Source organism: Ruegeria sp. CDSA246, from assembly GCF_059611225.1.
This window is the reverse complement of the sequence record NZ_JBXWPD010000039.1, coordinates 1-7,265: the sequence shown is the minus strand read 5'-3', so window position 1 is coordinate 7,265 and position 7,265 is coordinate 1. Positions and strand designations below refer to the sequence as shown.

Sequence of the window (7,265 nt, the reverse complement as noted above, 5' to 3'; positions counted from 1 at the left end):
CGGCTTTTGATTGGTGAGGCTGATAATATCAGGCCTCGTTTGCCCAAGGAGAGCGACCACCGCGATCACACCATGTCATTCGCTGCAGGCGCATGAAATGCAAGCCAAAATAGAAAAGCGGTCACTCGAGATGGATGAATGAGGCCTCAGGAGGCGTCCCGTTCGAATATGGAGCATGCTTTCTTCACACCCCACAGAACACTCAGACGTTTTTATGTTTTGCAGGGGCTCTGCCTCGCCTTCACCGTTCGTGAAAAGAAGTTGGAGCAAGTACGCTCCAAGGCGATCGGCTTCAGTTAGCGTTCAGTGATTTGGACGACAACGATGAGTGTCCGCCCGAAACCAATTCATCTATGAACTTCGAAAACAACTCACCTTGAGATCGGATCTGCAGTTTTGAATAAACATTCCTTCGGTGGATACGCACAGTGCCGGGGGAAATTTCGAGGATGCGCCCCACAGCGTCTGCGGAATGACCTTTGAGCGTGTATTCGACGACCTGGCGTTCTCTTGGTGTCAGGGCACCCTGTCCGAAATTGGTAAAAGCAAGGGCCACGCTTTGATAAAGATCATCATCTGCTACCTCGCCTTCAACAGATCCAAACCGGTTGGCAAGATCGTCCCAGTGTCTTTTGCATGTCGCCTGCACAATGGGCCAAAACTCATTGAGTTGTCGGAAATCCTTGGCTGAAAAAGCCTTTTGCTCACGCATCACGGAAACAACCACACTGGCGGATTCAGGAAGCCGGATCACAAAGCCCATTTCTTCCGCAAGCCCGGTTCGGGCATAATAGCTGCGATAGTATTCGCCCTGAAAAAACCTGTCCGGTGCCAGATCGCGAATTCGATGCAGTCCGGGAACGAAATCGGTCTCGCAAACAAGATAAAATGGGTCAAGCAAGTATGGGCCTTCCTGATAGTCCTCAACAAAGACCTTGCGCTTATTTTTTGGGAAATCGTCATACAAATCCAAAGGGCGGGCTTGGCCAAAATATCCAAATACAACAGTGTAATCGAACGGGGTGATCTGCCTCAGCGTATCAGACAAGGTTTGTGCAAAGCTCTCTGAGCCGATAGCGTCAATGAGCGTGCCGGTTGCTTCGTACAAAGCTTTCATGATCCTCCTCCGCGCCCTGCTATTCAGATTGATATACTAAAAACATGGTATATACACTGAAACAAGTTTTTCTTACAGTTTTTCCAATATAGATAGTAGTCAACAAATCGGAAAAAGATAGAAATAAATGGAAAACGGGGGATATGTTGGCGAGGTTGAGCCAGCTGGCAAAAAACCGATCGCAGAACTGCGTGGAGTGACAAAGCGCTTTGGCGAAGTGTTGGCCGCCAGTGATTTGAACCTTTCGATTGCCGAGGGCGAGTTCCTTTCCTTTCTAGGCCCGTCCGGATGCGGCAAGACAACAGCTTTGAGGATGCTGGCAGGTTTCGAAACCCCCACCGAAGGGGATGTGTTGCTGGATGGAAAGGTGGTGAACACGCTCGAAGCGCACCACCGTCCGGTGAACATGGTGTTTCAGCAATATGCATTGTTCCCACATATGACCGTGGCGCAAAATATCGGGTACGGGTTACGCCAGATCCGCCCGCGCATACCAAAGGCAGAGATTTCGGAACGGGTGAGCAAAGCCCTTGATGTGGTGCAACTGGCAGGCTTTGAGGATCGCAAGATCTGGGAGATGTCAGGCGGCCAGCAACAGCGCGTGGCCCTGGCCCGCGCTATCATCAATGAGCCCAAACTCCTGTTGCTGGACGAACCCATGGCCGCGCTTGATCGCAAGTTGCGTAAGGAGATGCAGATCGAACTGCAGGATCTGCAACGCCAGTTGGGTATCACCTTTGTACTGGTGACACACGACCAGGAAGAGGCACTATCGATGAGCGATCGCATTTGCATCATGCGGGACGGCAGAATTGTGCAGATCGGTAGCCCGCAAGAGTTGTATGATCGCCCAAATTCTCGCTATGTCGCTGATTTTGTAGGCACGTCCAACTTCTTTAATGGCAAACTTCAGCGTTCGACGGACGGCTTGTCTGAGGTGCTTCTGGACAATGGAATGCGGATACAGGGCATGCCCGGTGATGGTCTTGTCGACGGGCAGGAGGTGTGCGTTAGCGTGCGCCCTGAACAAATGAAACTGCGCCGTCAGGGCAAAGGTCTTGAGGTCGAAGTCCACAACCGAATTTTTCTTGGCGAACACACTGAATACCTGGTGACGCACGAAACCCTTGGTGACTTCCTCGTACTCGCTCCGCGTCAGGCGGACCTTAGCGAAGGTGCTTTTGCCGTCCGCGACAAAGCCCTGGTCTCGTGGGAGACATCGGCGGCGCTCATTCTCGACCGAAATTAACGACGTCCACAACAACCATGCAAAAGGGAGTAAAGAAAATGACAAAGACCATCGACCATATCTCCAAGAAGGAGTTCATGGAGAAGCTGGAAAGCTACCGGAAAGGCTCAATCACGCGGCGCCATTTCCTGAATGTAACCGGCCTTGGTGCGGCAGCGGCTGTGATGGGGGCCTCGGTGCCCGGTTTGCGCCCACAACCTGCATATGCTGGCGATATTGGTGATCGCGTGGTTCTGGCTACATGGCCGAACTATCATGATCTGGCCAACTTTGACGCCTTTACTGAGGCGACCGGCGCACATGTGCAGGTCAACGTCTTTGGCTCGAACGAAGAAATGCTAGCCAAGTTGCAGGCCGGTGCCACCGGTTGGGATGTCTATGTGCCCACCAACTACACGTTTGAAGATTACGTCAAAGAGGATCTGATCGAACCGTTGGATACGTCGATGTTGCCGAACTATGATGCGTCGGCCTTTGATGCGCGCTACGCCGAGGCAGGTTCAGTCAACGGTAAGCTCTATGGTGTTCCCAAGAACTGGGGATCGACCGGCATGGCCGTCAACACTAAGCACAATGGTGGAAATGCGATTTCATCATGGCGAGAGTTCTTTGATATCACCATGGGCAAGTTCTCGGGTCGTACCATCGTGCACGACTATCAGCTGACCACGATTGGCAGCGCCCTGAACGCCTTTGGCTATTCGTTCAATTCGGTTGACGAGAAAGAGCTGGCCGATGCCGAGAAACTGCTGATTGACGTGAAGCCACATCTGTTTGCCATTACGTCGGACTATCAGCCGGGTATGCGTAATGGGGATGCCTGGTTGACCATCTGCTGGTCCGGCGACGGCAAGCAGCTGAACACCGACATACCCGAGATCGCCTATGTGCTTGGCAAAGAGGGCGGCGAAATCTGGAGCGATTACTGGGCGATCCCCAAAAGCTCCGAGCGCAAGGCAGCGGCCTATGCGTTGATCAACTTCATGCTGGATCCGAATGTTAACGTCAAAGAAGTGCTGGCGCACGGCTATCCGACGGCAGATTCCCGAACATATGATCAACTGCCCGAAGAGTTGAAGAATGATCCGATCATCTTCCCGGCTCAGGAGCTTTTGAGCCCACTGGAATTCGGGGCCGCAGTCACTCTGACCGATCCGAACCGCGCCGAGCTGATGGCTCGGTTCAAGTCGGCCTGATCTGAACTAAGGTGAAGACAACATGACGAATAGAACACGCAACTGGTTGTTGTTGGCACCTGCGGGAACTTGGTTCCTCGTGATGCTGATCATTCCGTTAACAGTTGTCTTCATCTTTAGCTTTGGAGAGCGAGCCTCGTCAGGTGGCGTTGAGCTCGCTCTCACTTTGGAACAATACACCAACCTTCCTGCACGCTGGGCAGCGTTCAAAAATACGATGACGTTGGCGCCGTTAGGAACCATGGCGGCGCTGCTTATCGCCTATCCCCTGGCTTACTTTCTCGCTGTCAAAACGACTCCGAGGTGGAAAACCATCCTGTTGGTTCTGGTGATCGTGCCATTCTGGACGTCGATCCTGATCCGCAGTTACGCTTGGATTTTCCTGCTGGGTGGACGCGGGATACCTGCCTTGTTCGAATGGGTCGGAATTGAGGGACTACGCCTAATCAACACGCCGTTTGCGGTGCTGGTTGGGATTATCTATGGGTATCTACCGCTGATGGTGTTCCCAATCTATGTCAGCCTCGACAAACTCGACAAACGCCTGCTCGAGGCGTCGTCTGATCTGGGCGCAAAGCCGTGGAAGACCTTTCTTCAGATCACGCTCCCGCTTTCGGTGCCCGGCATTGCGACTGGTTGCATGCTCGTCTTTATCCTGTTGATGGGCGAATACCTGATCCCGGCTCTGCTGGGCGGTGGCAAAGTGTTCTTTGTTGGCAATGCACTGGTCGACCTGTTCCTGCAGTCACGCAACTGGGCCTATGGGTCGGCGGTTGCTGTCACCCTTGTGGTCGTCATGCTGATTACCGTCACGATCTACATGCGGCTGATTAGCCGCCTCGGCGCAAGCCGTGAAGACGTATCGATTATGTGAGGCTATGCGATGAGACTGTATGCAATCTGCGTTTACCTTTTTCTCTACATTCCTATCGGTGTCATCGCCCTGTTCAGCTTTAACGCCGGTCGACACGCGAGCCAGCTTCAGGGGTTCTCAACCAAATGGTATGGCAAGGCGCTGTCCAATCCGTTCGTGATGGACGCGCTGGAAACCAGCCTGATCGTGGCATTTTGTTCGGCGCTGTTTGCCAGCGTCTTTGGCACCATGGCCGCCGTCGCCCTGCAGGGCATTCGTGGTCCCGTGCGAGCTACCTTTGATCTGCTGATCTATGTTGCGGTGATGATCCCCGGCATTGTAATTGGGATCGCCACTTTGATCGGGCTGGTCACCGTATTTGACCAACTGAACCCGCTGATTGCGGCGATTTGGCCGGACGGGTTCAAGCCGCCAAAGCTGCGCATGGGCATCGGCTCGCTGATCGCCGCCCACACGATGTTCCTGATGGCGCTTGTGGTAATTATCGTACGGGCACGGCTCGCGGGGATGGATCGCGCGCTGACCGAGGCCTCTTCGGATCTCTACGCCACGCCGATGGGAACGTTCCGACAGGTGACATTGCCGATGATCTTTCCGGCCATCCTGGCGGGTTTTTTGCTGAGCTTCACCTTTAGCTTCGACGACTTCATCATCGCGTTCTTTGTGGCGGGCTCAGAAACGACGCTGCCGATCTATGTGTTCTCATCCATCCGACGCGGTGTGACACCTGAAATCAACGCGATTGGAACGATGGTGATGGGCGTGTCTCTGTTACTGCTGATTACCGCCCAGTTGTTGCTGCAACGCGGAGGTAAAAAGTCCCGATGACCCTTGCAGAAAAATCTCTTAAGGCCCGACCTTTTCCGATACTCGGCGGCAAGGTTGTTCTGGTGACAGGCGCCGGATCAGGAATTGGCCGGGCAGGGGCAATGGCCATGGCCCGTCATGGCGCCAAAGTTATTGTGACAGATCTGGACGCCGACAAGGCTGCGCATGTGGTCGAAGACTTACATGGCGAGGGGCTGGTGGCGGCCTCGAGAGGGCTAGATGTCACCGACGATCAGGCAGTCAAAGCCGAGGTCGACAGAGTCGTCAAAGCTTACGGGCGCCTTGATGTCCTGCACTCTCACGCTGGCTATCAGGTTGAAGGCAACCTTGAGCAGGTGCCCGTTGAAGGTTTGGACATGTCCTGGCGATTGAACGTGCGGTCGCATTTTATCGCGGCTCGCGCTGCGGTGGGTCCCATGCGCGAGCAGGGAGGTGGCAGTGTAATCATCACTTCGTCAAACTCGGGTGTGCAATACGACCGCGAAATGATTGCCTATGCCACTACCAAGCATGCAGTGGTCGCCATGACCCGTCAGATGGCCGCAGATTATGCCAAACACAATGTTCGTTTTAACGCCCTGTGTCCGGGTTTTATCGACACGCCGTTTAACGCCGGTTTCGAAGTGCAAATGGGCGGGCGCGAAAAGCTAGAAAACTACGTGTCTGAAACCATTCCGATGGGACGCTGGGGCACGACCGAAGAAATGGCCGATTCAATCCTGTTTCTGGCCTCCGACATGTCCACCTTTATGACGGGCCATGCGCTGGTCATCGATGGCGGAGAATGCATCTGAACTTCTGTACGGAGCACCAATATGACCAATAGCCTCAAGACACCCAATGGCCGCCTCGCGGGAAAAGTTGCCGTGATTACAGGGGGAGCCACTGGAATGGGGCGGGCCACCGCGCTGATGTTTGCCGAAGAAGGTGCCAAGGTCAGCATCTTTGATATCAAGAATGAAGAGGGTCGGAAAACAGTCGACATGATCCGCGACACAGGTGGTGAGGCGGCATTTTTTCATGCTGATGTCACCAAGGACGCCGAGATCAATGCTGCCTTTGACGCTGCCCTTGAAGCCTTTGGATCCTATAATGTCCTGTTCAATCACGCAGGAACCATCATCGTCAAAGCGATGCATGAAACCAGCGAAGAAGAATATGACTGGTTGATGGATGTAAACGTGAAATCGGCCTTTCTGACCTGCCGTCGTGCGGTTCAGGACATGAGCGCAAATGGCGGCGGCTCAATCGTGATTACTTCGTCTATTGCGGCTGAACTGGGCTATGCGTTGGAGTCAGTCTACTGCATGTCAAAAGGCGCGGTTCTTCAACTGGCGCGCACGATCTCAACCGAATATCGCGATGCGGGCATCCGGTGTAACGCGGTCTGCCCTGGGTTTGTTGAAACGGCGCATGGCCTCAAGGAAATAGCAGAGTTGGACGCCGCCGGACAGGAATGGGAAGACTCTGGGATGGCGGCAACGCAGGGACGCATTTGCTATCCAGAGGAAGTGGCCGCGGCGGTGGTTTTTCTTGCATCTGATGAGGCCAGCTTTGTGAACGGCAATGCAACCTATGTTGACAACGGCTGGTACGCAAAAGGTTAAATGCCAAGCGAATAGGACAATCATGACCATCGGACTTTGAGTTGCACGATCACTTTGGCGGCGCAGCGAATGGCTGGATCGGTGGAGCCGCAATGCGGCGAGAACTTTCACGACGAATGACTGCAATGGGCCGGATGCGGCTTCTGGAGCATTTCAGCCGAAGGTCGGGAAAGTCCGCAACTCAGACATCGACGTACCAAAGTTCGCTGCGCTTTGAATGAATGGCCGCTTTTCTTTCTGCGACGCAGCTGGTGACTTCGGCGAATAGTTTGTTGCGCCTGCTTGGTTCAGAGATGGAGCACTTCCGCTTTGGGCTCGAAGCGGTTCTCTGATCGCGGTATTGTCAAGGGCGTTGGATTTGTTGTCCGCCGGGGTCTTGGTTCTCTCCGAAGTC

The 7,265-nt window shown here is 54.0% G+C and carries 7 protein-coding genes; 6 read left to right on the top strand and 1 reads right to left on the bottom strand.

Features of this window, described 5'->3' with window-relative positions; genetic code table 11:
* Positions 1 to 292: 292 nt before the first annotated feature.
* Entirely contained in the window at positions 293 to 1,117 is an 825-nt protein-coding gene (locus AC2FI9_RS22540) for a helix-turn-helix transcriptional regulator (RefSeq protein ID WP_282169971.1), read from the bottom strand.
* Between the two features lie 127 nt (positions 1,118 to 1,244).
* Between AC2FI9_RS22540 and AC2FI9_RS22535 the strand changes: the two genes are divergently transcribed.
* Genes AC2FI9_RS22535 through AC2FI9_RS22510 form a run of 6 tightly spaced genes read left to right on the top strand, consistent with a single transcriptional unit; the run spans position 1,245 to position 6,871 of the window.
* Positions 1,245 to 2,366: an ABC transporter ATP-binding protein gene (locus AC2FI9_RS22535; RefSeq protein WP_058277029.1), complete on the top strand. Its 1,122-nt coding sequence runs from the start codon at positions 1,245 to 1,247 to the stop codon at positions 2,364 to 2,366.
* Between the two features lie 38 nt (positions 2,367 to 2,404).
* A complete protein-coding gene (locus AC2FI9_RS22530) occupies positions 2,405 to 3,562 on the top strand; it encodes an ABC transporter substrate-binding protein (protein WP_058277121.1) in 1,158 nt (385 codons plus the stop codon).
* A gap of 22 nt (positions 3,563 to 3,584) precedes the next feature.
* Positions 3,585 to 4,436 carry an ABC transporter permease gene (locus AC2FI9_RS22525; protein WP_282169970.1) on the top strand — a complete coding sequence of 284 codons (852 nt, stop codon included), beginning with the start codon at positions 3,585 to 3,587 and terminating at the stop codon, positions 4,434 to 4,436.
* 9 nt (positions 4,437 to 4,445) lie between these two features.
* A complete protein-coding gene (locus tag AC2FI9_RS22520) occupies positions 4,446 to 5,264 on the top strand; it encodes an ABC transporter permease (protein ID WP_282169969.1) in 819 nt (272 codons plus the stop codon).
* Positions 5,261 to 6,058: an SDR family NAD(P)-dependent oxidoreductase gene (locus AC2FI9_RS22515; RefSeq protein WP_058277032.1), complete on the top strand. Its 798-nt coding sequence runs from the start codon at positions 5,261 to 5,263 to the stop codon at positions 6,056 to 6,058. Before AC2FI9_RS22520 ends, AC2FI9_RS22515 begins: the two co-directional genes overlap by 4 nt.
* A gap of 21 nt (positions 6,059 to 6,079) precedes the next feature.
* Positions 6,080 to 6,871 (top strand): SDR family NAD(P)-dependent oxidoreductase, encoded by a 792-nt coding sequence (locus AC2FI9_RS22510; RefSeq protein ID WP_496770947.1) that lies wholly within the window; start codon positions 6,080 to 6,082, stop codon positions 6,869 to 6,871.
* Positions 6,872 to 7,265 lie beyond the last annotated feature (394 nt).